The sequence below is a fragment of the Methylomonas albis genome, assembly GCF_014850955.1.
Lineage (GTDB): Bacteria > Pseudomonadota > Gammaproteobacteria > Methylococcales > Methylomonadaceae > Methylomonas > Methylomonas albis.
On sequence record NZ_JACXSS010000001.1, the window covers coordinates 694,806 to 719,847 of the forward strand.

The window sequence follows — 25,042 nt, forward strand, 5'->3', positions numbered from 1 at the left end:
CAGGGATAGCAATTTTGGTAATGACCGACATTTCAGCATCAAATCGCTTGAGTTTTTACTTTTCCGTGAAGAGTAACGATAATGGCTCTACGCGGCAAGTGGCAGGTCGAGAAATCTGTTAAATGTCGGTTGAAGTCGGATTTTGGCGGTACAGCTTATTTAATTGAAAGAGGATACACATGTCAGTCGTCGATACACACCAAACGGAGAGACGGGTCAATGATTTAACCCGCAACACCATCGCCTTAATTCTGGCTGGCGGCCGCGGCTCGCGGCTGAAGGACATGACCGATTGGCGCGCTAAGCCGGCGGTACCGTTTGGTGGTAAATTCCGTATCATCGACTTTCCTCTGTCCAATTGTATTAATTCCGATATTCGTAAGATCGGCGTGCTGACCCAGTACAAGGCTGACTCGCTGATCCGTCATATTCAGCAGGGCTGGGGGTTTTTGCGTGGCGAGTTTGGTGAATACGTCGATTTGATGCCGGCGCAACAGCGACATGACGAAGACTCATGGTATCAAGGCACCGCCGATGCAATTTATCAAAACATCGACATCTTGCGGGCCCGTAATCCTGAGTTTGTATTGGTATTGGCCGGCGATCATATCTACAAAATGGACTATTCGGTGATGTTGGCCGATCACGTTGCCAACAAGGCGGATCTGACTATCGGTTGTATCGAAGTCTCGTTGGAAGATGCCAAAGCGTTCGGCGTAATGCACGTGGACGAAAACCGTCGGGTTAAGGCGTTTGTGGAAAAGCCTGAGAATCCACCGGTCATGCCGGGTCGCGAAAACACCGCGTTGGCCTCCATGGGCATTTATATTTTCAATGCCGGTTTCTTGTTCGAACAGTTGATTAAAGATGCCGATACCAAAGGCTCCAGCCGAGATTTTGGTAAGGACATCATTCCGTCGGTAATTGAAAAATACCGAGTCAATGCGTACCCGTTCCTGGATTTGCAAAGCGGCCAACAAAGCTACTGGCGCGATGTGGGAACCATAGACGCTTACTGGGCGGCCAATATGGAATTGGTGGGTGTCAAACCCGATATGAATCTTTACGACAACACTTGGCCGATCTGGACTTATCAAGCGCAAACGCCGCCAGCTAAATTTGTGTTCGACGATGACGATAGACGCGGTCAGGCTATCGACTCCATGGTCTCCGGTGGCTGTGTGATTTCCGGTGCCACGGTGCGTCACTCGCTGCTGTTTTCCATGGTGCGAGTCAATTCATTCAGCTCGGTGCAGGATTCTGTGGTACTGCCCGAAGTGAATATCGGTCGACACTGCCGGATTACTAAAGCTATCATCGAAAAAGGTTGCCAAATACCGGAGGGTACCGTGATAGGCGAGGATAGGGCGGAAGACGAGAAGCGCTTTTATGTCAGCGAGGGTGGCGTGGTGTTGGTCACGTCCGATATGCTGGGACAAAGACGGAATTATGTCCGATAAAAAGCTTAAGCTGGTGCTGTGCTGGCACATGCACCAGCCGGAGTACCGCGACATGCACAGCGGCGAATTCAAGCTGCCTTGGACCTATCTGCATGTAATCAAGGATTATGTGGATATGGTCGCGCACCTGGAAGCCACTCCGGCTGCGAAAGCGGTGGTGAATTTTGCGCCTATCCTACTAGAGCAGATTGAAGATTATTCCAATCAGGTCAGCGGCTATTTACACGACCGAATAGCCATTAAAGATCCCTTGCTGGCTGCTTTGGTCGAGCCTTCCGTCTCTGCCGATCCGGAGAAACGCTTAAAGTTGTTGCGCGATTGCCGGAAAGCCAATCGCGAACGGCAGATTGAACGCTATCCGGCTTTCCGTAAATTAATCGATATGGCGGATTGGATTGAAGCGCACCAGGATTCACTCAATTACCTGAATGCGCAATTTATTTCCGACATTTTGGTCTGGTATCACTTGGTCTGGATGGGCGAGACGGTCAAGCTCAACGATAACCGCGTCAAACGCTTAATCGAAAAGGGCAGCGGCTTTAGTCTGCATGATAGGATAGAGATTGTTGAAATTATCCGCGATCTGTTATCCAAAGTCATATACCGGTATAAAGCCTTGGCCAGAAAAGGTCGCGTCGAACTCTCGGTGACGCCTTATGCGCATCCGATCATGCCCTTAATGCTTGAGATAGACAGTGCCCGCGAAGCAATGCCGGGCGTAACCTTGCCTGCGATTACCCATTACCCCGGCGGTGACGAACGGGTGCGTTGGCATTTACAAAAAGGCTTGGCGACTTTTCGGCATTTTTTCGGTTTCGAACCGCAAGGTTGTTGGCCGTCCGAAGGCAGTATCAGTCAGCGGACCCTGGAAGTGTTATCTGATTTTGGTTTCAAATGGGCGGCTAGCGGCGGCAATGTTTTGCATAACAGCATCCGTGCCTGCGGGATAGGCGAAGCGGTCGGAGTGCATCGGCCGTTTAAGCTAGGTAGTGCTGAGATAGCCTGCTTCTTTCGCGACGATGGTTTGTCGGATTTAATCGGATTCGAATATTCAAAATGGCATGCTGACGATGCGGTGGCTGATCTTATTCAGCACTTGGAAAATATCGCCGATTACGAAAAGCAAACTCCGCTGGTTTCGATCATTATGGACGGCGAAAATGCATGGGAATATTTTCCGGATAACGGGTATTATTTTCTCAGTGCGCTGTATCAGCGGCTTAGCGAACACCCGCGCATCGAACTAACCACCTTTTCCGAGTATCTGGATAGCCCTACTTCTCAGGCTGGTGTGTTGCCCAAATTAGTCGCGGGTAGTTGGGTGTATGGTACCTTTTCGACCTGGATTGGCGATGCCGACAAAAACTGCGGATGGGATATGCTGGGAGATGTGAAAATCGCCTTCGATAAAGCCGTCGCCAACGGCAAGCTTTCGGAGCAGCAACTGGCAGTAGCACAGGTGCAATTGGGGGTCTGCGAAGGTTCGGATTGGTTTTGGTGGTTTGGCGATTATAATCCCGGCGACGCGGTCAGCGACTTTGAAAAACAGTATCGGCTTAACTTGAGCAATCTATATCGATTGCTGGGTGAAGAACCACCACCGTATTTAGCCTTGTCGTTCACGCAAGGCAGCGGTAGTCCGGCGATGGGTGGCGCAATGCGGCGTGGAAATCAAATATAAATAAACGGAACAAACAACATGGGTGCTCTCTTGGATAAACGCCGCGCAGGTGTTTTGCTACACATAACATCGTTGCCGGGCCGTGGAGAGTGTGGCGATTTAGGTAAGGAAGCCTTCAATTTTGTTAATTTTCTGCACGATATAGGCGCCACAGTCTGGCAGACTTTGCCGCTGGGTATGACGCATGGGGACGGTTCGCCTTACCAGTGTTTGTCGGCGCATGCCGGCAATCCTGCCTTGATTAACATCCAATGGCTGGCCGATAAGGGTTGGCTACAATCGACGGATCGCTGCGGCGATTGTCATACCAATGCCGAATACACCAAAAGTTGTTTGGTAACCAAAGCGTTTTATGGCTTTCAAAGCTTGGCTGATGCGGAACAGCAACACGATTTTAAACAGTTTTGCGTGGAAAAGGCCGATTGGCTGGATGACTTTGCCTTGTTCATCGCCTTGCGTAATGTGTTTGGTCATAAAAGTTGGAATCAATGGCCGGATGCGCTAAAGCAAAGAGAGCCGAACGCACTGAACGAATCGAAGCAGTTGCTGAAAGCTGTGATCGAAACCATCAAATTTGAGCAATATGTGTTTTTCCGGCAATGGCATGAATTGAAAGACTACGCCGCCAAGCATGGCGTGCTGATGTTTGGCGACATTCCGATCTTTGTGTCGTACGACAGTGCCGATGTTTGGGCGAACCGGGCCGTGTTCAAACTTAATGATTTGGGGGAAATGGATGTGGTGGCCGGCGTGCCGCCCGATTATTTTTCCGAGAACGGCCAGCGTTGGGGTAACCCGCACTACGATTGGGATTATTTGCAGAAAACCGGCTTCACATGGTGGTTGGATAGGATTAAATCCCAGTACGAAATGTTCGATATTTTACGTATCGATCATTTTCGCGGCTTGGAGGCGGCGTGGGAGATTCCGGCGAGCGAGCATACGGCAATCAATGGCTGTTGGGTTAAAGCGCCGGGTGCCGAATTGCTGGCGTCCATTCAGGAGCAATTTGCCTCTTTATCCTTGGTGGCTGAGGATTTGGGCATTATCACCGAAGAAGTGGAAGTCTTGCGCGACAGTTTCGATTTGCCAGGCATGAAGATCTTGCAGTTCGCTTTCGGCGACGACAGCCGCAATCCCTATTTGCCGTGCAATTATCAGAAAAACAGTGTGGTCTACACCGGTACCCACGACAACGATACCACGCTGGGTTGGTTCGAGGGGCTAAACGACGGCGAGAAACAGCGTATATATGATTATCTTGGCTGGTCTAGCTTACCCATGCCCAGCGCCTTGATTCATGCCGCGTTCGGGTCTGTTGCCAATCTGGCGGTGATTCCGATGCAGGATATTTTGAAGCTGGGCTCACCCGACCGGATGAACACGCCAGGCACCACTGAAGGAAATTGGCGCTGGCGGTTCGAATGGTCGCAGTTAACCGATGATAAAGCCGGGCATTTCGCCCATTTGGTTAGACTGTTCGGGCGCTAGACCTTAAAGGGCATTTCAATCGTCGTCTTTTTTGCCGGTGTCTGCGGGGATCGGCAATACAGCGATGTCGTAACTTGCGATGATGGCTTGGATTTTGTCCAGGTTTTTGTCGATCAATTCATTTAGTTGTTGCTTGCGTTTGTTGTCGCCTTGACGCAAGCCCATCGCTATCGAAAAATCAAACTTCAAGCCAGGCGATGATTGCATGGGTATCGCAATATAGCTGCCTTTGGGAGCTTGCGACTGCACATACGCGGCCATTGGTCCCCACAAAATTACCATGTCTATTTTTTTTGCGCGTAAGTCTTTCTCGATTTGCATGGCGGTGTTGTGCTCGCTATCGCCCGTCATGCTTTGATAGGGAACGCCCTGTTCCAGTAAGCCGCTTTTCTGCAACCATTCGGTGCCTGGTCCACGGTCGAACATTGCTATTTTCAGCTTTTCCTGTCTGTCCAAGGGTAGGTTGGCTAATTGCGCGCTGTCTTTAATGTCGTCCCAGCCGCGGCCTTTGGCAATTAGTAGTACATAGGTCGAATGGAAGTAAGGTTTACTGGTGTCGGTAAGATCGTAACCGGCCGGTACACCCATAACTACATCGCATTTAAAACCTTCGCCGTTATCGCTCTCGGCTTTCAACGTATTACGGATAAAGCCGATTCTTTCCGGCAGCCAGGTATATTCCAGTTCCTGTCCTAATTGCTCGGCAAATAGGGCTGCGATTTTGTTTTCGTAGCCGGTTTGGTCTTTAGTTGAATAGGGCGGGTTTAACGGATCGGCGCAAACCCGGAATTTGTCTTGGGCATTCACGGAAATAGTGGATACAGCCAAGGTCGCCGTCATTATCAGTCTTGCGGCGGTTGAGGATATTTTCATCGCAGTTTCCTTTTAGCTGGGGTCTATACGTAAAAAAGCCTTGGCCGATTACTCGGCCAAGGCTTGCTTTACTGAAATCTAAGGAGTTAGATCTTAGTTAGGCAGAGCAAACACAGTCAGTGTACCACCCAATTTGGTGTAAGAGCTTAAGCTTCTGTAAGCACCCACAGCGCCCAAACCTTCTGAGCTAGATGCTGATGTACCGTCGTCGATACCCGCTGCGATACCGATACCAGCCCAGCCACCGATACCTGACAGAACGCCAACGTATTGTTTGCCTTCAAATTCCCAGGTATTGACGTTACCGATGATGCCTGAGGGGGTTTTGAATTTGTACAATTCTTTACCGGTTTTAGCATCAACAGCTTTCAGATAGCCTTCCAGGGTGCCATAGAATACTACGCCGCCAGCGGTAGCAACCGAACCTGACCATACAGAGAATTGCTCTTTGTTAGACCAAGCGATTTTGCCGGTTTTAGCGTCATAAGCAGTGAACTGACCCAAGTTGGTGGTGCCGTCTTTTTTACCGGTCAGCACGTCTGCGCCAGCGGGCATCATAGACAGCGTGGCACCTACATAAGGTTGGCCAGCAGTGTAGGATACTTCAAAAGGTTCGTACTCCATGCACAAATGGTTGCCTGAGATATAGAACAGGCCGGTTTGTGGAGAGTAAGAAACAGGTTGTTGGTTTTTGGAACCCAACGCCGCAGGGCAAGTGCCTACAGTGTTAACGTCTTCACCGTTGTGCTCTGTAGAAAACTCAGGCACTACTTCAGGACGGCCTGATTTCAGATCGACGTGAGAAGCCCAGTTGACAGATTTGTCGAATTTCTCAGCAACCAACAGTTCGCCGGTTTCACGATCCAAGGTGTAGCCAAAGCCGTTACGGTCGAAATGCACGATGGTTTTATGCATTTTGCCTTTGACTTCTTGGTCAACCAGAACGGTTTCGTTGATACCGTCATAGTCCCATTCGTCATGTGGTGTCATTTGGTAAACCCATTTGACTTCACCGGTGTCAGCGTCACGAGCCCACAAAGACATAGACCATTTGTTGTCGCCTGGACGTTGTACAGGGTTCCAAGTAGATGGGTTGCCTGAGCCGTAGTAAACCAGGTTCAATTTAGGATCGTAAGAGTACCAACCCCAGGTGGTGCCGCCGCCGATTTTCCATTGGTCGCCTTTCCAGGTGCTAGTGCCTGAGTCAGCGCCAACAGGCGTGACTTTGCCGTCTTGCCAAGTGGTGGATTTACCCGCTTTCAACAAGGTGTCTTTATCGGGACCCATGCTGTAGCCTTTCCAATCCAATTGGCCGGTACGGATGTTGTAGGCAGCCAAGAAGCCGCGAACACCGAATTCACCGCCGGAAATACCAGTGATGACTTTGTCTTTAACAACGATAGGTGCGTTGGTGTTGGTCATACCCAATTTAGGGTCGCCGTTTTGTACGCTCCATACACGTTTACCGGTTTTGGCATCCAGTGCAGTCAGAACGGTGTCTGATTGTTGCAGGAAGATTTTGCCATCGCCGTAAGCCAAACCACGGTTAACAGTATCGCAGCACATCACAGGGATGGTTACGTCAGCGTCCATGGTTGGAGTAAATTCCCAGATGACTGCTTTGGTTTTTTGGTCGATCGCGTAAACAGTGTTTGGGAACGGGGTGTGAATGAACATAACGCCGTTAACAACTAAAGGACCGCCTTCATGACCACGCAAAACACCGGTAGAAAAAGACCAGGCAGGTTGCAGGCTTTTAACGTTTTGAGCGTTGATTTGCGACAGTTTGCTGTAACGAGTGCCGGCGTAGTCGCCGCCCCAGGTTGCCCAGTTAGCTGGGTCTTGTGTCAATTTTTCAACATCGCTGTTAGCGGTAGAGACAGTTGGTGCAGCAAGTAAAGTAGCTACAGTCGAAGCAAGCAGCCAGTTTTTTACAGGCTTCTTCATATGTTTCCTCCTGGTAATCTGTTGATGAGACAGAGTACGGTTTTGTGTTGTTAAGACTAATATTAGTTTTAAAGCTCTGTTTGGATGACTGCTCTTTAGGGCTTGTTCGGTTATAGCCGAGCGCAGAGGGAGAGCCACACCAGGCGCGTAAATTGAAGGATTTTTTCCTAAAAGTCAACCGGAAAAACTCCGCAGGGATGGCGGTGAAACAATAATCTCAAGTCTTATAATGCCTTAGCATTTATTGGTGATTTGTGTCTCCCGAAAAACAAACGCCCAGGCCGCCCAGGCCGCAGTAACCAGATGGGTTTTTAGCCAGATATTGTTGATGATCTTCCTCGGCGTAATAAAAAGTCGGGGCATTGCGGATTTCGGTGGTAATTTCATTAAAGCCGGCTGCCATTAACTGTGCTTGATACTGTTGTTGGCTGGCTATCGCCTCTTGATATTGGCGATTGTGGCAGTAGATAACGGAACGGTATTGGGTGCCGACATCATTGCCCTGACGCATGCCTTGGGTAGGATTGTGCGATTCCCAAAATATTGCCAGTAAATTTTGGTAGGAAACCACAGCCGGATCGAACACCACCAACACCACTTCGGCGTGGCCGGTCATGCCGGTGCAAATCTCCTGATAGGTGGGGTTGGGGGTAAAACCGCCGGCATAACCCACTGCGGTACTGAACACACCGGCTTGTTGCCAAAATTTACGCTCGGCACCCCAGAAACAACCCAGGCCGAACACTGCCTGTTGCAGGTGCGCCGGAAACGGCGGATGGATAGGGTGGCCGTTGACTGCGTGAGATTGGCCGCTGTCTATGGCTTGCTGCCGTCCCGCTAAGGCTTGTTCGGCGTTGGGCATGGCGGTTTTTTTGAATAGTAAAGACATAAGTGCATCCCGAGGTCGAATGATGGGGTAGTGCGGATTATAATCGCGGCTCAGTTAAGAGGAATAAACTAAATCATGAAACAACAAGATTGCTTACGCCGCTTTATTTTTGAAGAGCACGGAGTGCGCGGCGAATGGGTTCGGCTGGAAAGAAGCTGGCAAGAAGCCAAACAATATCAACATTTGGTCAACGATGCTGTGGATGCGCAAATGGGACAAGCCTTGGCTGCGGTGGTTTTATTGTCGGCAACCATCAAATTTAAAGGCGCGATGATCATGCAGATACAGGGCAGCGGCGACTTGAAAGCGCTGGTGGCGCAATCCAGCAACGATAGGCAAATCAGAGGATTGGTGCGTAGCGAGGCCAGTGTGGCCGGCGCGAATTTGCAGGAAATGATAGGCGAAGGCGGCCGGCTGGTGTTGACCGTGGAGTCGGACGCCGAGCCGTATCAAGGCATTGTCGGCGTCGAGGCGGAAACGCTGGCGGATGTATTGCGAACCTATTTCACCCAGTCCGAGCAACTCGATACCCGTTTGTGGCTGTTTGCGAACAAAACCCATGCGGCCGGTTTGTTCATTCAGGAATTACCAAGCAGCAATCAGGATAAAGCCGACTGGGAACATATTGAAATATTGGCCAATACCGTGACCGCCGACGAACTGTTGAGTCTGGATTGCGAAGACCTACTACACCGCTTGTTTCATCAAGAAAAGGTCAGAATTTACGCACCAGAAACGGTGGAGTTTAAATGTAATTGCTCAAGGCAAAAAATTGGCGGCACTTTAACGGCGTTGGGGCGGTCGGAGTTACAGGCAATTTTGCAGGAACGCGACGACATCGAAGTCGATTGCCAATTTTGCGGAGCTCAATACCGCTTCGACAAAGTCGACGTGGAAAACTTGCTGACCAATCCGGCAGCCGAAACAGATAATAATGCGCCTACCCGGCACTGAGGGGGCTATGAATAAAATTAATCGCTTTTTTCGCCTGTTTTTGGCTTTTGCATTGCTGAGTACCATGACGGGCTGTTTGCACTGGTTGCACGCCTACCAGACCTATTTGCAAATGGACGAGTTCGACCGTTATTTTGCGGTGACTTCCAAAGAGGATTTCACCGTGCACTTTAAGCAACCCAAGCTGTTTAGCGAAGATTTTGTATCGCTGGCCAAACTGCATGCCAGCAGCGAAGAACATACGGGCGACGGCAAGCGCTGGCGCTATTGGTTCCGGAAGATAGACAAAGACAGCAAGTTGATCGCGCCGGAGATCAGTTTTTATCTGGATCTGGCCTTTAACAAGGAAGATAAAGTCACCGACTGGACTTTCTCCAACCTGTTTTTACAAATCGCCCCTCCAGAGTTTCTGGAAGCTTCGTTTCGTTCGCTGGGCGGCGCGGAAATCAACGAAGAGAAGAAACAGCTGAGAGCCAAAGCCGATCAGATGGAGAAAATCGCCGCGTTACTACCAAAAAAAGCCACCGTGATTAAACAATTGGGCGAGCCGCTGGAAATCACCGATGAAGAAAAACAGGAAGTTTATCTTTACCATTTTCGCTTAGATGCCAAGGATATAGAAGAAGGTTACGAAGACAGAGCTTTGAGCGAAGTCAGGTTGATGTTCGATAAAACCACGTCCGAATTGATCAAGATGTCTGGGCGCTTTGCCGGTTTAAAAATATCGATTAACTACAGAAATTTTCAGGAAGAGGAGGATAAGAAAGTGGCGGGTTTATGAGCTAAATAAGCACGCATAAAAAAGCCCACATAAAGTGGGCTTCGTCCGGTCTTATTTTTTAGTATTGATTGGACGCCTACCTTTGAGCAGTAGGTTAATTTCTCGCGTTTATTGTTGTTTTTATACCGGGTTAACGGTCGCCTATCTCCCCCCTCATTTAACGATCAGGATTCTTGCAAATCGTCTGCGCTTCGCTGAAAGTGGGCGAATTCTATTGGATTAAAATGCGTCTGTCTACAAAAAAGTGTGACAATTTGTCGCACATTGAAATTATGGGCATTTGGCCGGGTTTTTCCTCGAAAAATAAAGCGGTGAAAAAAGCGCGGGCCGCTACATAAAGTTGAAACAGTGGCCGGACATTCGTGCACGCAGGAATGAATGCAGCGTTGGATCTGCAAAACCCAATACGGCTAAGCGAATTGCCACCCCTGTAGTTTCAACGACTATGGTTCGGCTTGACTAAGTGGGATCGCAAGGTAACTTCTCGGGAGTGGTGCTGGTGATGTTCAGGTTTAGGTCGGGAGATAGCTAAATTTGACTTATTAGTGCCACTGCGAACAAATGACGGTATTTATCCTATGCAGTTGGCGTTAGCGACTCGCGACCTTAAATACCGCTCCACTATTGGCGGCGGCTCTTACCCTTAACGCTGTGTCCAGCCTGAAGGCGTTTCTACAAATTGCCCAGACGCCGCTTGTCCTATGACTTTTTGGGCAGTCAGTCGCCCAACTTCCTCCGCCGGGACGCCATTTTTAGCGGCTATGCGTTGGTACTCGGCCAGACGTTGGGCGTTGATGCTGGTTACCAGGGTTTGTATCTCGGCCGGCGCGTCGGGTTTAACCAGGCCCAGGAAACCATTCATTTGCTCGCCCACCAGTCCTGCCGATTTTGCCTGGGCCAGGTCGGCTGCGCTAACCGGCAAGGCGATCAGGCATAAGCCTAGAAACAACGGTGCCAAAATTGACCGCAATTTTTTGTTGTTCATCATTCGCTCCTTTAAAACAAACCTTTTTGGCTGTTAATCAATTCGTCTACGTCTTTTTCCACTTTCAAGCGGATTTCGTGTTCAATCTTGATGTTCATATTGATTTCAATCGGTTTATCCGGCGCTTCCAGTCTGACGGAGGGCGAGCACCCCGTCAGGTAGACGCTGGCGCACAGGATGGCCGCACTACTTGCAGCTTTCCAGTTCATTGACTTCTCCGGTCCGCCGACGGCGGTTTGGGTTGTTGATCCCCGCTGGGGGGCTTAGGCGATTTTTCCACATTGGCTGGTTTGGCGGTGGCTTGTTCCAAAATGGTCCGTTCCAAATCGCCGGCTAAAATACCTTTTTGCAATAGCTCGGGCAGCTGGCCGCTAATATTCAAGTTAAAGGCCAGCGGATGGCCGGACAAAACTTCCGGGTTACTGCCTTCCAGGCGCAAACCCAGATGATAATTGCCATTGGGGCGATAATTTACCTTGGCTTGCAGATTCCGGTAAACCAAATTTCGTAGGGCCTTAAAGGCGATATTTTGATTATCTGCTGGTCCAACATAGCGTAACACTCCCGGCTGCGTCCCGCTGATGATTCCATCTTGCAGATCAATAGCCCCCGCCGATAGCTGTAGCGGCAGTTCGCCGTCAATCTTGCCGGTTCCGGAAATATTCGGGTAATGCAGACTATTCAAAAGTTGCGACAGATCGACACCATGTAGTTGTAAGGTCAGCAGTATGGGCGTTTGCTCCAACAGTATTTTGTTTGGCAGCAATTCCAGTGTACCGTCGAATAGTGCCAGGCTGGCCTGGTTCAGAGACAGTTCCTGATCGAGATAGCGGGCCTTGATATTAAGCTTACGTGCGACCAGTTCCTTACCGAATCCCAGCGTCGGCGCCTCCGCCGATAAGTCCACGGCGCGATTCGCCAACTCCGGGATATTCAGCTCGAGCTTACCGTTCTCGATTTTTACGGCGCCGGCCATCAAGGCCAAGTCAGTAATGTGTAACTGTGCCGTTCCGAAATAATTTTGATTGTTTGGCTTATGCAGTTTCAGGTTGCCTTGCACTTTGCCGCTGCTCACTGTCCACGTAGCCGTCATGGCCGGTAACCAGGGCTTGATTAAATCCAATGCCTCGGTGGCGAGCATCTCCAGGCGGCCGTCGACATCGATTGTTTGCTTGTTTGTCATCGACAAATCGATAGTAAGCAGCGACTCCTTATCCCGCTTTAACACGGCGTTAGCTTGCAGCGTGGCAAAGTTGTTCGTGGTTTTGGCGTTTGCGCTTAGCTGTGTAGCGCTGAGTAGCGGGCTGAGCTTCGCTAAGTCGGATGTCGGCATGTTTGTCCGCAAGGACTGCGGTATCAGCAAGCTGCTGCTAAACCACTCGATAAGCGAAAGTGCATCAGCATTCAAGCTGATTTGTTTGGTGGGTAGAGCCAGTTGAGTGGCAGTCAGTTGAAAAATATTGCCACGCGGTAGTCGTTCGACACGGAGTGCGGCGGTTGTAAAACCGGGATCGATTTTTAGTCGAATGGCTTGTCTGGCATCCTGAAACGTTGCCTCGATAGCATCCGCCGCGCCGCGCGCAACGTGCGCTTGACCGGCGAAGTTGCTCAAGCCCCAAGGTGTATCGATGTCGACATCCAGATTGGCGATGCGCAATCGGTCCAGCGCTAAGTTGATGGGAGGGTTCTCGGCGGTTTTCGTTACGGATTTGTCGGCAGGACGGTAGTTAAATTTCAGCGCGGCGTGACCGATGTCGGCACTGTCGACTATGCGCTTTTCCAGGTCGTAATCGATTGTAAGATCCTGCATGGCAACGGATAAGTCGCCGGTTGGCGTGGCCAGATCGAAGCTGAATGCAGATAGCTTGGCTTGCTTATGGTCGAACGAAAGTCCGGACAGCGTGGGTGAGATCAACGCGGTTTGTTTCAAAAATTGTTGCAATAGCAATTCCAGCAAAACCGCCCGTTGCCACCACAAGGCCAGGCAAAACAACAATAGCATCGGTAGAGCCATGGCAGCGGTTTGCCGCCAAGCGCGGCGCCGTTGCAAAGCGTTCGGGACAGTCATGGGCGGGTATAGTTGATCAAGGGCCAAGTCAGCGCGTTGGCTTTAGGTGATAGATGCGCAACATCGACCGTCATTTATGCAGGCGTATCGAAACTAGCAAAGTGCACTCAGCCCAAAAGCTCAATCAAGGCATCCACTTGTGCAGGCTCCGTTGCAAAGCTGGTGACCAGGCGCACCAACACTTCCTGCTCACCAATCAGCTCGGGTTTCGCGCGTGGTGGATTCCAGGGATAAAACACCGCACCTTGTTGCTGTAGGCGATCTGCATGCTTCTGGTCCAGCACAGCGAACACTTCATTGGCTTCCGCCTGCCAGGCTAAGCGGGCATGTTTCGAGTTGGCAATACCGTTTTGCAAACGTGCTGCCATCGTATTGGCGTGGTGGGCCAGCTTCAGCCAAAGGTCGTCGGCTAAATAAGCCTCGAACTGACAGGCGATAAATCGGCTTTTAGACACCAGCTGCGCGGCGCGTTTGCGGATAAACGGCAAATCTTTAGCCTGTGCCGGATGCATAAACACTAAAGCTTCCGCGCACCAACAGCCATTTTTGGTGGCGCCGAAAGACACGATGTCCACGCCCAGTTTCCAGCTCATTTCTGCGGGCGTTAATTGGAGCGACACTAGCGCATTTGCAAAGCGCGCGCCGTCCATATGTAAGGGTAAGCTGTGAGTGTGCGCAACGTCTGCGATGGCGGCAATTTCCTCGGGCTGATACAAGGTGCCGATCTCGGTCGCTTGAGTAATGGAAACAGCCATGGGTTGGCCGGCATGCACAAAATTAGGCGGAAAACGCATGATTTCGGCCTGCAGATTGTCAGGATCGATTTTACCGTTGTCGCCGTCTACCGGAGCCAACCGCGCACCATGGGTGAAAAACTCCGGCGCGCCGCATTCGTCTTCCAGCATGTGTGCTTCGCGGTGACAAAACGATACGCCACCCGGACGGTTGACGGCAGCTAGCGCTAGCGAGTTGGCCGCCGTGCCGGTGCTGACGAAATAAACCGCTACTTCTCGTTCGAATAGCTCGTTAAACTGTTGCTCTATTTTGCGATCCAGTGCGCTGGCACCATAGGGCGCGGAAAATCCCGCCGAGGCCGTCAACAAGCGTTCTGAAATAGCGGGGTGGGCCCCGGCCCAGTTATCCGATGCAAAATTCATAGTCGGTATCATGGCGGTGAGTTTTAATGGTTTGGCTGTCTGCGTTGCCTAAATATGGTATGAACTATACCAACGATAGCGCAATCCGACATGCAAGCCGGGCTTTCGTTCGGTGTATTCCCGGAAATTAGCGATTCTTAAGGCACTCACCATCCCTATGCAAAATACCCTACACGATCTTGTGCTGAAGGCTACCGGGGCTAATGATGCGTTTCAACTGGAGACGATTCAAAGCCTGTGGAGTGGTTACGGTTATATTTTGCGCTATGGCTTAACCGGCTGCGACCACGATAGCGTGATCGTCAAGCACGTAAAGCTGTCGGCGCCAGGCCTGCAGCTTCCAGGTTCGGATGAGGAGCTATCGCATCGGCGCAAAATACGTTCTTATCAGATTGAGACAGTTTGGTATCAGCGCTGGGCTAGGCATTGCGACGCGGATTGCCGCGTGCCCGTTTGTCTGGCATTCGAGATGCTTGGCGACGATATAGTGCTGGTCTTGGAAGACCTGCATCCGGTGGGGTTTCCTCAACGTCGCTCGACCGCCGGCGATCAGGAGATACACACGTGTCTAAATTGGCTGGCAAATTTTCATGCCACGTTTATCGGCGAAAAACCCAAGGGTTTGTGGCCCACCGGCACCTATTGGCATTTGCAAACCCGGCCCCACGAATTGGCAGCCTTGCAGGATATTGCCTTGAAAAATGCCGCGCCGGCGATCGATCAAAAGCTGCGCGATACGCCTTACCAAACCTTTGTGCATGGCGATGCCAAACTGGCTAATTTTTGTTTTTCGGCGGACGGCCGCCAGGTCGCGGCGGTGGATTTTCAATATGTGGGCGGCGGTTGCGGGATCAAGGATGTCGCTTATTTTATCGACAGCTGTTTGGGGCAAGACGAGTGCCAACGCCGCGAGCGTGAGTTGCTGGATATTTATTTTCAGGCCTTGCAACAAGCTTTGCGGCGCCAACAAAAAACCGTCGATGCCGACGCCGTCGAACGCGATTGGCGGGCATTGTATCCGATGGCGTGGACCGATTTTCACCGCTTTTTAAAAGGCTGGAACCCGGGATATTGGTCGCCCAACAGCTATAGCGAGCGGCTGGCGCGACAAGTCATCGCCCAATTATAAAATCCCAGGAGAGCTGATGCGCTTGTCCCCGGACGATCTGTATTTACTTGGCCAATGTGCCATCTCGGCTGCGATGCAGGCCGGGCAATTGATAGACAGGCATTCGCATGATGCCGTTGCGGTCAATACCAAAGACGGCGGCAGCAGCTTGGCGGCTCAGGTAGTGACGGAAATCGATCATTGGAGCCAGGACAGCATTTTGCAAACCTTGCGGCCGACCAGCGCCAGATACGATTTGGCCATGCTGTCGGAAGAAAGTCCCGACGATGGCGCCCGTCTGCAACAGGATTATTTCTGGTGCATCGATCCTTTGGACGGCACTTTGCCGTTTATCGAAGGCGTACCGGGCTATTCGGTGTCCATTGCCTTGGTGTCGCGCGCCGGGCAAGCGCTGATAGGTGTCGTTTACGATCCCTTAACTCAGACGCTTTATCACGCGATTAAAGATCGCGGTGCTTGGCAAAACCAACAAGCTTTTAAGCCGGCACCGCTGGCGCAAGCTTTGACGTTCATCACCGATAAAAGCTTTGCCCAAGATCCTTTGTATCCCGCTACGCAAGTCGAACTGCAACGGATTGCCGTTGAATTGGGCTATGCTGGCGCCAAGCTGCGTTTGCAAGGCGGCGCGGCGTTAAACGCCTGCCAAGCGCTGACCGAGGCGCCGGCGTGTTATTTCAAATTCCCCAAGCCGGATAAGGGCGGCGGTAGCGTGTGGGATTACGCTGCCACCGCCTGTTTATTCCAGGAAGCCGGCGCGCCGGTCAGTGATATACACGGCAAAGCGCTGGTATTCAATCCGACCGGCTCGACTTTTATGAATCATTGCGGCGTGTTGTATTGCGCGGACCAAGCTATCGCCGAGAGGATGATGCAGCTTTATCGGCAGTTGGGACAGGGGTAATTGCTGCCGTCGCCGCTGCAAGGCGTTGGCTCGGTAGTGCTTAGCAAGGAAACAAGTCCTGCAGATGGCGCTTATAAAACCGATTTTTGGAGCGGGCGTTGAGAAAGGCGGCGAACAGATGTTCAGGCACGTGGCAAAAATCCTGAGCTTGTCGGTCTTTGAATGACACGCGTAATTTATGGGATTGTTCGTCGTAACCGATTACATCAATAGTGCTGGATTTAACTGATTGCATTTGCATACTAGCCTCCCAGAGTTTCATGCTAAAACTGTGTCGGTGAGGCCTGGCTAACGACAAATAGTTCAATCGGCAATTTTTCGCCGGGACTTGCCAAGATTTTTAGCAAACCGACTAAGCTTCCTGGTTTTTTTAATCACTCGTTGGAGACGTAACGATGCAAACTGTTTTAATCACCGGCGCCAATCGCGGTTTGGGTTTGGAGTTTTGCCGGCAATATGCCGCTGCCGATTATCAAGTGATCGCGGCCTGCCGTCACCCGAACCAGGCTGAGCAATTGGCCGGGCTTGCCAAGCAATACCCACGGATTCAAATCGAAACGCTGGATGTGGCGGATTTCAGCCAAATCGATGCACTGGCAACCAAGCTGGCCGACCGAAAAATCGATGTCTTATTGAGCAATGCCGGCGTCTACGGCGATCAAGCCGACCGTGGTTTTGGACAGCTGGACTATCAAACCTGGGCGAACGTGCTGGCGGTCAATGTCATGGCACCACTTAAATTGGCCGAAGCGTTCTTGCCGAATGTGCAGTGCAGCGACAAACGCTTGATCGTGGCCTTGAGCAGTTTGATGGGCAGCACGACCGACAACACTAGCGGCGGCAGCATCCTGTATCGCTCCAGCAAGGCCGGTCTGAATGCCGCATTGAAAAGCCTGTCCATTGATTTGCGGCTAACAGCGGTTGGTGTGTTGATTCTGCATCCGGGCTGGGTCAGAACCGATATGGGCGGACCGAACGGCCTGATCGATGTCGAAGAAAGCGTGTCAGGCATGCGTGAGTTGATCGATAATTTTAGCCTGGCGGACACCGGCAGGTTTATTAAGTATGACGGTTCGGCCTTACCCTGGTAGAACATAAAAGGCTGGTGGGTATTCAATGTCTGCCAGCCATCAACAACTATTGGTCTCGACGGATATATTGCTGATTATCTGACGAGTCGGATTCCTTAAAACTGATAGGGAGGGTCTGGCAGCAAGAAAACCAGTGTATAGACTAAGGACTTTTGTTTTCAAATTGCTCCAATAACAAACCATCCACGGCCTTGATAACATAAGGAAATAATTCTTTAGTCAGCCTATCATTTTCTTCAGGCGGTCTTAACGCCTTCCACGGTGTCGGGTGCCAACCCGCTCTTTCTGCAACCGGACAATTAAAAAACTCACAGATATCGTCAGGTGACTCCTGAGTATCCGAAATAATTTTTTGGAGAATACCCTCGTTAAAACCACGGGCAATGGATGCCGGGGCGTCGGTCGAGCCATCACTTAAACGTATCCGCAATACCGATAAATTCCCCCTGAGCAAGACGGTTCCGTCATTTAAGTAAATGCCAAATGATTTAGGCTCATCCAAAATACGCTTAGTATCAAAACAGGAAATAAAACCTCCTGTTTTGATTAAATATTGCTTCTTCATTAAATAAGGTTTAGTCCAAGAACGATTATCACGCCAAATCACAGGCAATCCATAACCTGAACAATGAAAAAGCTCTTGATCCAATTTAATATAAGGAATGACCGAAGCATATCCTACGGCATGCGACCCAGAAACATCCATCTCTATATCGATTGAATTTTTAATTCTATTGTTTATCCTGCTCTCATATTCGAGCGAAGTCATACATTTAGTAATATTTTGATTGTTACTAACAAAGAATCTTCCATTCTTGGAATGGAGTGGATTTTTATGTTTAGCCGCACATTCTACAAACTTCTCTCTTATGGCCGGCTTTAATTGATTGAATAAAGTACCACAGCTGTAATAGCTGCCATTTTTCAGAAGATGAAATTTTATTTCGTTGGCGGTAGGGTAAATACAACCATCGTGAGGATCAATCTTTCCATTTGCATACGAAGCTAATCGGTAATGACTATATAGAATATATGAAAAGTCGCCAAATTCCTCAGGCAACACATATGGATTGTAAGCAATTGGTTCTTGCTCTGGAGTCTCCTCGTCTCGACTGCCATATATCAATTTTGTATTATTACTCGTTAATACAATTTGCACTGAGTCAATTTTGATAGGTCCATTAGGCTTGTAGTCTTCCTCTGTAACCAAAATTTCTGACGCGAAATCCGGAAAAACTTGTACCCATGGCCCCGGTTGTTCAGCATATTGTGGTGAATAATTATTTAACTGTTCTGGAGCTTTAGATTGAGAGGATACGGTTAACTCGTTAAGTCTTTTTTCATAATACAACTGGACACAAGCGGTAACAGTGCAGACGTTGCGCTCTTCTATCCAGGTTTTTTGTGCTTGTTTTACTTTATCGGTAGTTGTCCTGCTTTCTAAGGCTTTTTATAAGCAGAATGTAATTGATCGTCAAGGTTGGACAGCTTTTGATTTGCGCAAATAAGTTTTTCGATATTTGATACAGCCATTTGGCAGTCAAAACTGGCGGCTCGAACTGTCGAATACGGAGTTAAAAAGTAAGAAATAATAGAGATGAATATGGCAATTTTTCGGCAGCAAATATTGATTAATTTGCGTTCTAAAATATCGTAAATTTCTATATCGCCTTCAGTGGTTTTAGTTGGTATTGCCATGCCAATTTCCTTTATATTCAATTATTTTAATTGCTCGCAGCTTTCTGCTCTAATTGGGACGCAAAAACAATCTTACATACTTTAACCAAACGCTTTAATGCGTGTGTCCAAAAAATCAATAAACACCCGGGTCTTCGTAGGCATCAAATGCCGGCCGGAAAATACCAGACAGGCCGTGGTTTCCTGTCGTTGGTGTTATTAGGTGGCGATTCGAAACTTCATTGCTTGGAGCTATTATAAAGTTGGCGGCGCATCAATCCAGCAGGATGCGCCGTCATGCGTTCTGTAGATCCGGAGCCTAAAAGACTATTCAAATTGCTACGCTGTTTTCTTTGCGTCATTCCTGCCAGACCCAGAACTGAAGCAAATAGCCAGACGGCTCCCGGCAACGGGACCACGGAAGCCTGTATGTGATACGAGTAACCCGCTCTTATGTTATCTACTGCCGCGAAGCCGTCCATGCTTACGGATTCATCGCTCAGGGTTCCGTACCAAGACGATGGGTTGGGGGTGGGCATTGTCACACAGGACTCGATAAGGCCTAGTGGCACAGGACAGCCGGAAGATGCCGACTCCGAATGAAAGGCTGTGTCGCTCGTCATAAGACTAAAGAAACTTGGGAAATTGAAGTTATGGATTGCGCCGTTCAGCGTGAGGTTGGCGTTGGTAAACAAGAGCTTGTCGGCAATTTCAGCGATTGCCGGCGTTGCAGAAGGGTTCGCCGTACTTTGATAGCGTTCGACGTCAAATGTACCGGATATGCTGAACGGTCCAAAGTTCTCACTTGGCTCTGAGCCGTCTGCGCCGATTACGATAAAAGAGGGGATGTAGGTAGCAAAGCTTTCCGCTGAGTTAATAACGTAATGAGTAGTTGCGGTCTTGATGTAGTCCGAGCCGGCAACCACGGTTGCTTGTGCCGAGCTGATCGCCAGCATGCCGCCTAACAGAGCGATACCACGTGAAATAGCCAAAAATTTAAACATGAGTTTTCCTTGAATTGTTGAAATGACAGGCTTCCTAACCTTGCGTTAGGCGGCGCCGATTCTATAGGCACAGGTAATTTCAGTCAAACAAATAAGCTATGCGGCCAGGCGTTTTTGCCGTTTCCTTAGTCACCGATTACGTCTCATGCTAAGTCTTTTAAATGCGTTTCCAAGAAATCGATAAACACTCGGGTTTTGGTCGGCATCAAGCGCCGGCCGGGGAACACCAACCAAGCCGTGGTTTGCGGTAAACACCATTCCGGTAGCACGCGCACCAGTTCCTGATTAGGCATGTAAGTACTGGCGTAAGAATCCGGCGCCGCGACGATGCCTTGGTCCTGCATTGCCAGTTTGACCAATAATTCCGGCGAGTTGGCTTTGATGCGTATTGGCGGCATGCCCAGCCATTGTTGTTCGCCCTTAGTCAAACGCCAAGCCGGCGCTTCCCGATTGCCAGCCAACAGGCTGAGGGCATCGTGTTCCAACAATTCTTCAGGGTGCGCCGGTGTGCCGCGTTTATGCAAATAAGCTTGGGACGCATACAAACCCCAGGTTTGTAGATTCAGACGCTTGGCCGTCAACGTCGCGTCATCGGGCAAATCGCCCATCCGAATCGCCAGATCGAAACTCTCGCTAACTAAATCCACCCGCCGTGCAGATAGATCAATTTCCAAAGCAATGGCCGGGTAGCTGTTGCTGAATTTTGCCAGCAGTGGCGCCAAAAACAGATTGGCAAAGTCGTTGGGCATCGAGATGCGCAATACGCCGCTGGGCTGAACTTGCCGGTGTTGCGCCAAGGCCATCGCCGCTTCGATTTCCTCACTGACCTGCCGGCCATGTTGTAGCAGGCGCAAACCGAATTCGGTCAAATTTAGCTGCCGGGTGGTGCGTTGCAGCAAACGCTCGCCTAATTGTTTTTCCAGATTACTGATGCGTCGCGACAGGGTAGATTTGGGCAAACCCAGCAATTCGCCGGCTTTGGAAAAACTGCCGGCATCGGCGATTTTGGCGAATAGCCATAAGTCATTGGGGTCTATCTGCATGATTGTTCCTCCAGTGGAACAATGTTATCCATTTTCCGGTCTTCTGCCCAATATTATCCCGGCGTATAGTCAACCCAACTTCAACACCTTTGGGAGACTGACATGAACATTCTGCAAATCAATTCCAGCATCCGTGCCGAAAACGCTTATTCCAGCCGCCTGGCCGACAATTTGGTGGCCGGTTTACGCCAGCAAACGCCGACCGCTGAATTAACGGTACGCGACTTAGCGAAAACCCCGCATCCATTGTTGGACGAGGCAGCCTTGATTGCATTAAGTACGCCCGCCGAACAACGCAGCCCCAAGCAAGCGCAACGAGTGGCGTTGGACGACGCCTTAATCGCTGAAATTCAGCAAGCTGAAATCGTAGTATTGACCGCGCCTATGTATAACTTTGGGATTCCAGCGCAATTGAAAGCCTGGATAGACGCCATCGCTCGGGCCAGAGTGACCTTCCAATACACCGAAAACGGCGTGGAAGGCTTGTTGAAAAACAAGCAGGTGTATGTGATTCAAACCGCCGGCGGCAAGCACAGCGGCACCGAGACCGATAGCCAAAGCGCTTATTTGCGCACCGTCTTGGGATTTTTGGGTATGACCGATGTCACTTTCATTTACGCGGAAGGTTTGGCGATGGGCGGCGACGCCGAACAATTGGCCTTGCAAGCCGCCGCTACGCAAATCGCCGCTTTGGCGGCCTGACCGTTAACCTTATATAGGAGAACAGCGATGAAAACAGACACAGTTAAAAGCGATGACGTAATGCGGTCCCGCGCTATCGAGCAGTTGGTAGTTGGCCACGCCACGTCGGATGGTGCCGGTGTGAAATTGACCCGCGTGCTGGGCCAAGCTTTGCAGCAACGCCTCGATCCGTTCTTGATGCTGGATGCCTTCGGCAGTGATAAATCCAACGATTACATCGCCGGCTTTCCCAATCATCCGCATCGCGGCTTCGAGACTTTGACGTATCTAATCAACGGACGGATGCGGCATAGCGATAACGCCGGGCACCAAGGTTTGCTGGAAACCGGCGGCATTCAATGGATGACGGCAGGGCGCGGGATTATTCACTCGGAAATGCCGGAGCAAAAAGACGGCCTGTTGGAAGGCTTTCAATTGTGGATCAATCTGCCTGCCGCCCAGAAAATGCAGCCGGCCGGGTATCAAGATGTGCAAAGCGAGCAGATTCCGGAATTGCTCACAGCCAATGGCGTCAAGGTGCGGGTGATTGTCGGCAGCAGCCATGGCGTTGTGGGCGCTATTCAACGGCCGGATACCGAACCGCTGTTTCTGGATGTGCATTTGCCTGCTGGCGCCAGTTTTAGCCAGTCGCTTCCTGCAGGCCACAACGTGTTTTTTTACGTGTATCGCGGCGAGGTGGCGGTGGCCGAACGGACGGTTTCTAACCAGCGTATGGCTATTCTTAGCAATAGCGCCGTCGCGGATGGGTTGATCTTGCAGGCCAAGCAAGACAGCCGCTTGATATTGGTAGCCGGCAAACCGTTACGCGAAACTATTGTGCAACACGGGCCGTTTGTGATGAATAACCGGGAGCAAATCGAGCAAGCGATTGACGACTATCAGCGTGGACGCTTTGCCGCTGTAATTTAAACGCATCAGGCTTTCCAGGATTTTTTACCACCAATAATATCGATGCAGTGAGGACAGTTTGAGTCATGGCTTGTTCATGATTCAAACGACTGCCTGTCCCATTTTTAACACCTCAGCCACTTGGCGGTTTCAGGGTTTGTGTGTGATATGACCCAGAAAAAACATATTGTCGATTTGGTTTCCACGTTCAATTAGCTAAGCTTAAGCGCTCAGTCTTTCGCGCTTTTTAGTTATAAATGGGTCACAATCGCTAGTATGCCATCGCCGTCGATACGTTCTCTCACTCTTATATTGCCGATCTGTTTGCTATCGGTTGCGCTCCCGTTGCGGGCCGATGAGGCTGTGGTGGACGGTGCGCCCGCCGATGAGCAAGCGGTATTATTCGGTGAACTGCCGTCGGTGTTTAGTGCATCGCGCCATGAACAGCCCATCACCAAAGCCCCAGCGGCCGTGGATGTGATTACCTCGGAACAAATCAAGCATTACGGTTGGCGCACCGTGGCGGCGATGCTGGGCAGTTTACCGGGATTTCTTAGCACCTATGATCGTGCCTATCAGCATGTCGGTGTGCGTGGCTTCGCGCCGCCGGGAGATTACAACACCCGGATATTGGTGTTGATCGACGGCCATAGAGTTAACGAGAGTTTGCAGGATTATGCCGGCTTGGGCCGGGATTTTTTGGTGGATGTGGAAAATATCGAGCGAGTGGAAGTGGTGCGCGGGCCGGCTTCGTCGCTATACGGTAGTAGCGCGGTGTTTGCCGTGGTGAATGTCATTACCCAACGTGGGCGCGACTTGCAAGGCGTGCGGCTGGGTAGCGAAGTGGCCAGTTACGATAGCCACCAAGGCCAGGTCAGCTATGGGCAGAAGTTTGCCAACGGCATGGAGGGCTTATTGTCGGCCAGTTATTACCATAGCGATGGCCATCATACCCTTAACTATGGCAATTTTGGCTCGGCCAATTGGTTGGACCAAGAACAAGTCGAGCGCCTGTTTGGCAAGTTGGCCTGGGGCGACTTTACGTTGAGCAGCGGTTACATGCAGCGCAAAAAGTACCTTCCGGCCGGCAGCGTCGGCGCGGACTTGGGTGTGAGTGGCAGCCATTATCATGATCGCCGCGCTTATGCCGACCTGAATTATCGGCATAATTTTGCACATGACTGGGAGTTGACCGGCCGCTTGTTTTGGGACGGTTACGAATTTGACGACAATCTAAATAGCCTCCCCAATCCGGCACAATTGCTCACCAATCAGGATTACTGGCAGGGTAACTGGATGGGTGGGGAAATGTTACTCAGCCACACGTTTTTCGATAGCCACCGTTTAACGCTCGGTAGTGAGTATCGGCGCAACTATGCGCAACGGATGGCCAACTTCGATCTGCAACCGTATTTGCAGTGGGCGGATAATCGGCTGAATAGCAGCATCGCCGGCGTCTATTTGCAGGACGAATGGGCAATTCTGGATAATCTGAGTTTACACGCCGGTGCCCGTTACGATTACTACGACAATTTCGGTGGCACTGCTAATCCGCGCTTGGGCCTGATTTATCAACCTTTCACCGACACTACGATCAAGTTATTGTACGGCACCGCCTTCCGTGCGCCCAACGCCTTCGAGACTTACTATACCTGTTGCTCCGGTACCTGGATCGGTAACCCGGCATTAAAGCCGGAACGTATCGAATCCTACGAAATCGTGCTGGAGCAAAAGCTTAACGAGTATTTAAACCTCCGGCTCAGTCCTTACTACAATCGACTCAATGACTTAATTAGCCAAGTCGATACCGGCGTCAGACAATTCCGCAATCAGGGTAAAGCCGAGGCTCACGGCGTAGAAACCCAATTGCAGGCGCGGTATCAGAACTTCGAAAGCCGCTTTAGTTATACCTATCAACAAACCCGGATTGCCGGATTTGATACCGCGCCAAACTCGCCGACCCATATGTTGAAGTTGAACCTAAGTGCGCCGCTTTGGCAGGATAAGCTGTTTGCCAGCCTGGAGGTGCAATATGTCAGCCAACGCGATAATCCGGGCTATATCAATAGCAGCAGTTACACAGTGAGCAACTTGGTGCTGTTTACCCGTAAATGGCTGCCGGGTGTCGAAACGACCGGCGGTGTCTACAACCTGTTTGACGAGCGCTATTCCGACCCGCGCATTCCGCCGAATGCCAGCTTGCCGGATCAGATACCTCAGGATGGCCGTAACTTTCGTCTGAGAGTCGGGCTTGAATTTTAAGGCAATCTTATTTGTTCGGATATGGTTAAGCGGGGCGGGAATCGCCACGCCTATGTTTA

At 50.5% G+C, this 25,042-nt stretch carries 23 protein-coding genes; 11 read left to right on the forward strand and 12 right to left on the reverse strand.

What is annotated here, in order from left to right:
- Positions 1–179 precede the first annotated feature (179 nt).
- Genes glgC through malQ form a run of 3 tightly spaced genes read left to right on the forward strand, consistent with a single transcriptional unit; the run spans position 180 to position 4,632 of the window.
- Positions 180–1,460, forward strand: coding sequence for a glucose-1-phosphate adenylyltransferase (glgC, locus tag EBA_RS03375; protein ID WP_192373263.1), 1,281 nt, complete (start codon positions 180–182; stop codon positions 1,458–1,460).
- On the forward strand, positions 1,450–3,141 hold the full coding sequence (locus tag EBA_RS03380; protein ID WP_192373265.1) for a glycoside hydrolase family 57 protein: 1,692 nt from the start codon (positions 1,450–1,452) through the stop codon (positions 3,139–3,141). The genes glgC and EBA_RS03380 overlap by 11 nt, the downstream gene beginning before the upstream one ends.
- Positions 3,142–3,159: 18 nt before the next feature.
- Positions 3,160–4,632, forward strand: coding sequence for a 4-alpha-glucanotransferase (gene malQ, locus EBA_RS03385; protein WP_192373267.1), 1,473 nt, complete (start codon positions 3,160–3,162; stop codon positions 4,630–4,632).
- A 15-nt stretch (positions 4,633–4,647) separates the two neighbouring features.
- Here the strand turns inward: malQ and EBA_RS03390 are convergent, their stop codons facing one another.
- The 3 genes from EBA_RS03390 to msrA form a co-directional block, all read right to left on the reverse strand.
- Positions 4,648–5,505 carry a quinoprotein dehydrogenase-associated putative ABC transporter substrate-binding protein gene (locus EBA_RS03390; protein WP_192373269.1) on the reverse strand — a complete coding sequence of 286 codons (858 nt, stop codon included), beginning with the start codon at positions 5,503–5,505 and terminating at the stop codon, positions 4,648–4,650.
- A gap of 93 nt (positions 5,506–5,598) precedes the next feature.
- Positions 5,599–7,452 (reverse strand): methanol/ethanol family PQQ-dependent dehydrogenase, encoded by a 1,854-nt coding sequence (locus tag EBA_RS03395; RefSeq protein WP_192373271.1) that lies wholly within the window; start codon positions 7,450–7,452, stop codon positions 5,599–5,601.
- Between the two features lie 241 nt (positions 7,453–7,693).
- Entirely contained in the window at positions 7,694–8,341 is a 648-nt protein-coding gene (gene msrA, locus EBA_RS03400; RefSeq protein WP_192373273.1) for a peptide-methionine (S)-S-oxide reductase MsrA, read from the reverse strand.
- 75 nt (positions 8,342–8,416) lie between these two features.
- Here msrA and hslO point away from each other — a divergent pair, with 75 nt between their 5' ends.
- Positions 8,417–9,295, forward strand: a complete 879-nt coding sequence (gene hslO / locus EBA_RS03405; RefSeq protein WP_192373275.1) for an Hsp33 family molecular chaperone HslO — start codon at positions 8,417–8,419, stop codon at positions 9,293–9,295.
- A 7-nt stretch (positions 9,296–9,302) separates the two neighbouring features.
- A complete protein-coding gene (locus tag EBA_RS03410; RefSeq protein ID WP_192373277.1) occupies positions 9,303–10,076 on the forward strand; it encodes a hypothetical protein in 774 nt (257 codons plus the stop codon).
- A gap of 643 nt (positions 10,077–10,719) precedes the next feature.
- Here EBA_RS03410 and EBA_RS03415 read toward each other — a convergent pair.
- The 4 genes from EBA_RS03415 to EBA_RS03430 all read right to left on the reverse strand — a co-directional run bounded on the left by EBA_RS03415 (position 10,720) and on the right by EBA_RS03430 (position 14,286).
- The gene (locus EBA_RS03415; protein WP_192373279.1) at positions 10,720–11,061 is read right to left on the reverse strand and encodes a YdbL family protein; all 342 of its coding nucleotides are present in this window, start codon (positions 11,059–11,061) and stop codon (positions 10,720–10,722) included.
- An 11-nt stretch (positions 11,062–11,072) separates the two neighbouring features.
- Positions 11,073–11,270 (reverse strand): YnbE family lipoprotein, encoded by a 198-nt coding sequence (locus EBA_RS03420; protein WP_192373281.1) that lies wholly within the window; start codon positions 11,268–11,270, stop codon positions 11,073–11,075.
- Entirely contained in the window at positions 11,267–13,129 is a 1,863-nt protein-coding gene (locus EBA_RS03425; protein ID WP_192373283.1) for an intermembrane phospholipid transport protein YdbH family protein, read from the reverse strand. Before EBA_RS03425 ends, EBA_RS03420 begins: the two co-directional genes overlap by 4 nt.
- Positions 13,130–13,236: 107 nt before the next feature.
- Entirely contained in the window at positions 13,237–14,286 is a 1,050-nt protein-coding gene (locus EBA_RS03430) for a threonine aldolase family protein (protein ID WP_192373285.1), read from the reverse strand.
- Between the two features lie 157 nt (positions 14,287–14,443).
- Here EBA_RS03430 and EBA_RS03435 point away from each other — a divergent pair, with 157 nt between their 5' ends.
- Entirely contained in the window at positions 14,444–15,415 is a 972-nt protein-coding gene (locus EBA_RS03435; protein WP_192373287.1) for an oxidoreductase family protein, read from the forward strand.
- A 16-nt stretch (positions 15,416–15,431) separates the two neighbouring features.
- Positions 15,432–16,316, forward strand: coding sequence for a 3'(2'),5'-bisphosphate nucleotidase CysQ family protein (locus EBA_RS03440; protein ID WP_192373289.1), 885 nt, complete (start codon positions 15,432–15,434; stop codon positions 16,314–16,316).
- A 40-nt stretch (positions 16,317–16,356) separates the two neighbouring features.
- On the opposite strand, the gene EBA_RS03445 is transcribed toward EBA_RS03440, so the two are convergent.
- Positions 16,357–16,557 carry a KTSC domain-containing protein gene (locus tag EBA_RS03445; RefSeq protein WP_192373291.1) on the reverse strand — a complete coding sequence of 67 codons (201 nt, stop codon included), beginning with the start codon at positions 16,555–16,557 and terminating at the stop codon, positions 16,357–16,359.
- Between the two features lie 154 nt (positions 16,558–16,711).
- Between EBA_RS03445 and EBA_RS03450 the strand changes: the two genes are divergently transcribed.
- Complete coding sequence (locus EBA_RS03450) at positions 16,712–17,407, forward strand: SDR family oxidoreductase (protein ID WP_192373293.1); 696 nt, start codon at positions 16,712–16,714, stop codon at positions 17,405–17,407.
- A 142-nt stretch (positions 17,408–17,549) separates the two neighbouring features.
- Here the strand turns inward: EBA_RS03450 and EBA_RS03455 are convergent, their stop codons facing one another.
- From EBA_RS03455 to EBA_RS03470, 4 genes are all read right to left on the reverse strand, one after another.
- Positions 17,550–18,758, reverse strand: a complete 1,209-nt coding sequence (locus EBA_RS03455) for a hypothetical protein (protein ID WP_192373295.1) — start codon at positions 18,756–18,758, stop codon at positions 17,550–17,552.
- Between the two features lie 89 nt (positions 18,759–18,847).
- Positions 18,848–19,105, reverse strand: coding sequence for a lysozyme inhibitor LprI family protein (locus tag EBA_RS03460; RefSeq protein WP_192373298.1), 258 nt, complete (start codon positions 19,103–19,105; stop codon positions 18,848–18,850).
- A 218-nt stretch (positions 19,106–19,323) separates the two neighbouring features.
- Positions 19,324–20,088: a hypothetical protein gene (locus EBA_RS03465; RefSeq protein WP_192373300.1), complete on the reverse strand. Its 765-nt coding sequence runs from the start codon at positions 20,086–20,088 to the stop codon at positions 19,324–19,326.
- Positions 20,089–20,231: 143 nt separating this feature from the next.
- Positions 20,232–21,131: a LysR family transcriptional regulator gene (locus EBA_RS03470; protein ID WP_192373302.1), complete on the reverse strand. Its 900-nt coding sequence runs from the start codon at positions 21,129–21,131 to the stop codon at positions 20,232–20,234.
- 102 nt (positions 21,132–21,233) lie between these two features.
- On the opposite strand from EBA_RS03470, the gene EBA_RS03475 reads away from it, so the two are divergent.
- The 3 genes from EBA_RS03475 (at position 21,234) to EBA_RS03485 (ending at position 24,983) form a co-directional block, all read left to right on the forward strand.
- On the forward strand, positions 21,234–21,833 hold the full coding sequence (locus EBA_RS03475; RefSeq protein ID WP_192373304.1) for an FMN-dependent NADH-azoreductase: 600 nt from the start codon (positions 21,234–21,236) through the stop codon (positions 21,831–21,833).
- 27 nt (positions 21,834–21,860) lie between these two features.
- On the forward strand, positions 21,861–22,742 hold the full coding sequence (locus tag EBA_RS03480) for a pirin family protein (protein ID WP_192373306.1): 882 nt from the start codon (positions 21,861–21,863) through the stop codon (positions 22,740–22,742).
- Between the two features lie 303 nt (positions 22,743–23,045).
- On the forward strand, positions 23,046–24,983 hold the full coding sequence (locus EBA_RS03485) for a TonB-dependent receptor plug domain-containing protein (RefSeq protein WP_192373308.1): 1,938 nt from the start codon (positions 23,046–23,048) through the stop codon (positions 24,981–24,983).
- Positions 24,984–25,042 lie beyond the last annotated feature (59 nt).

What these genes read in the sequence shown, in the direction of transcription:
- EBA_RS03435 (WP_192373287.1), top strand. Translation starts at nt 14,444, where the DNA reads ATGCAAAATACCCTACACGATCTTGTGCTGAAGGCTACCGGGGCTAAT.
- EBA_RS03420 (WP_192373281.1), bottom strand. Translation starts at nt 11,270, where the DNA reads ATGAACTGGAAAGCTGCAAGTAGTGCGGCCATCCTGTGCGCCAGCGTC.
- EBA_RS03380 (WP_192373265.1), top strand. Translation starts at nt 1,450, where the DNA reads ATGTCCGATAAAAAGCTTAAGCTGGTGCTGTGCTGGCACATGCACCAG.
- EBA_RS03475 (WP_192373304.1), top strand. Translation starts at nt 21,234, where the DNA reads ATGAACATTCTGCAAATCAATTCCAGCATCCGTGCCGAAAACGCTTAT.
- EBA_RS03425 (WP_192373283.1), bottom strand. Translation starts at nt 13,129, where the DNA reads ATGACTGTCCCGAACGCTTTGCAACGGCGCCGCGCTTGGCGGCAAACC.
- EBA_RS03445 (WP_192373291.1), bottom strand. Translation starts at nt 16,557, where the DNA reads ATGCAAATGCAATCAGTTAAATCCAGCACTATTGATGTAATCGGTTAC.
- msrA (WP_192373273.1), bottom strand. Translation starts at nt 8,341, where the DNA reads ATGTCTTTACTATTCAAAAAAACCGCCATGCCCAACGCCGAACAAGCC.
- EBA_RS03390 (WP_192373269.1), bottom strand. Translation starts at nt 5,505, where the DNA reads ATGAAAATATCCTCAACCGCCGCAAGACTGATAATGACGGCGACCTTG.
- EBA_RS03410 (WP_192373277.1), top strand. Translation starts at nt 9,303, where the DNA reads ATGAATAAAATTAATCGCTTTTTTCGCCTGTTTTTGGCTTTTGCATTG.
- glgC (WP_192373263.1), top strand. Translation starts at nt 180, where the DNA reads ATGTCAGTCGTCGATACACACCAAACGGAGAGACGGGTCAATGATTTA.
- EBA_RS03465 (WP_192373300.1), bottom strand. Translation starts at nt 20,088, where the DNA reads ATGTTTAAATTTTTGGCTATTTCACGTGGTATCGCTCTGTTAGGCGGC.
- EBA_RS03460 (WP_192373298.1), bottom strand. Translation starts at nt 19,105, where the DNA reads ATGGCAATACCAACTAAAACCACTGAAGGCGATATAGAAATTTACGAT.
- EBA_RS03430 (WP_192373285.1), bottom strand. Translation starts at nt 14,286, where the DNA reads ATGAATTTTGCATCGGATAACTGGGCCGGGGCCCACCCCGCTATTTCA.
- hslO (WP_192373275.1), top strand. Translation starts at nt 8,417, where the DNA reads ATGAAACAACAAGATTGCTTACGCCGCTTTATTTTTGAAGAGCACGGA.
- EBA_RS03470 (WP_192373302.1), bottom strand. Translation starts at nt 21,131, where the DNA reads ATGCAGATAGACCCCAATGACTTATGGCTATTCGCCAAAATCGCCGAT.
- EBA_RS03480 (WP_192373306.1), top strand. Translation starts at nt 21,861, where the DNA reads ATGAAAACAGACACAGTTAAAAGCGATGACGTAATGCGGTCCCGCGCT.
- EBA_RS03395 (WP_192373271.1), bottom strand. Translation starts at nt 7,452, where the DNA reads ATGAAGAAGCCTGTAAAAAACTGGCTGCTTGCTTCGACTGTAGCTACT.
- EBA_RS03415 (WP_192373279.1), bottom strand. Translation starts at nt 11,061, where the DNA reads ATGAACAACAAAAAATTGCGGTCAATTTTGGCACCGTTGTTTCTAGGC.
- malQ (WP_192373267.1), top strand. Translation starts at nt 3,160, where the DNA reads ATGGGTGCTCTCTTGGATAAACGCCGCGCAGGTGTTTTGCTACACATA.
- EBA_RS03440 (WP_192373289.1), top strand. Translation starts at nt 15,432, where the DNA reads ATGCGCTTGTCCCCGGACGATCTGTATTTACTTGGCCAATGTGCCATC.
- EBA_RS03450 (WP_192373293.1), top strand. Translation starts at nt 16,712, where the DNA reads ATGCAAACTGTTTTAATCACCGGCGCCAATCGCGGTTTGGGTTTGGAG.